This is a genomic window from Shewanella electrica, from assembly GCF_022321485.1.
GTDB lineage: Bacteria > Pseudomonadota > Gammaproteobacteria > Enterobacterales > Shewanellaceae > Shewanella > Shewanella electrica.
This window is the reverse complement of record NZ_JAKOGG010000513.1, coordinates 1-254: the sequence shown is the minus strand read 5'-3', so window position 1 is coordinate 254 and position 254 is coordinate 1. Positions and strand designations below refer to the sequence as shown.

The window sequence follows — 254 nt, the reverse complement described above, 5'->3', positions numbered from 1 at the left end:
ATGGCCGCCGCCACCATGGCCCTCTCGTCCCCGGCGCTGGCCGGCAAGGCCGCCGCGAAGGTGATCGGCGAGGGGCGCATCACCAGGCGCAAGTCGGCGGCGAAGCCCAAGCCCGCCGCGTCGGGGAGCCCGTGGTACGGCGCCGACCGCGTGCTCTACCTCGGCCCGCTCTCCGGCGAGCCGCCGAGCTACCTGACCGGCGAGTTCCCCGGCGACTACGGGTGGGACACCGCGGGGCTCTCCGACGACCCGGA

Annotated in this window: 1 protein-coding gene; it reads left to right on the top strand. The window is 76.0% G+C overall.

Annotated elements, in window-relative coordinates:
* Positions 1 to 254 (top strand): chlorophyll a-b binding domain-containing protein (locus tag L9G74_RS24445; RefSeq protein WP_238898810.1); only part of this gene is annotated, 254 nt, incomplete at both ends.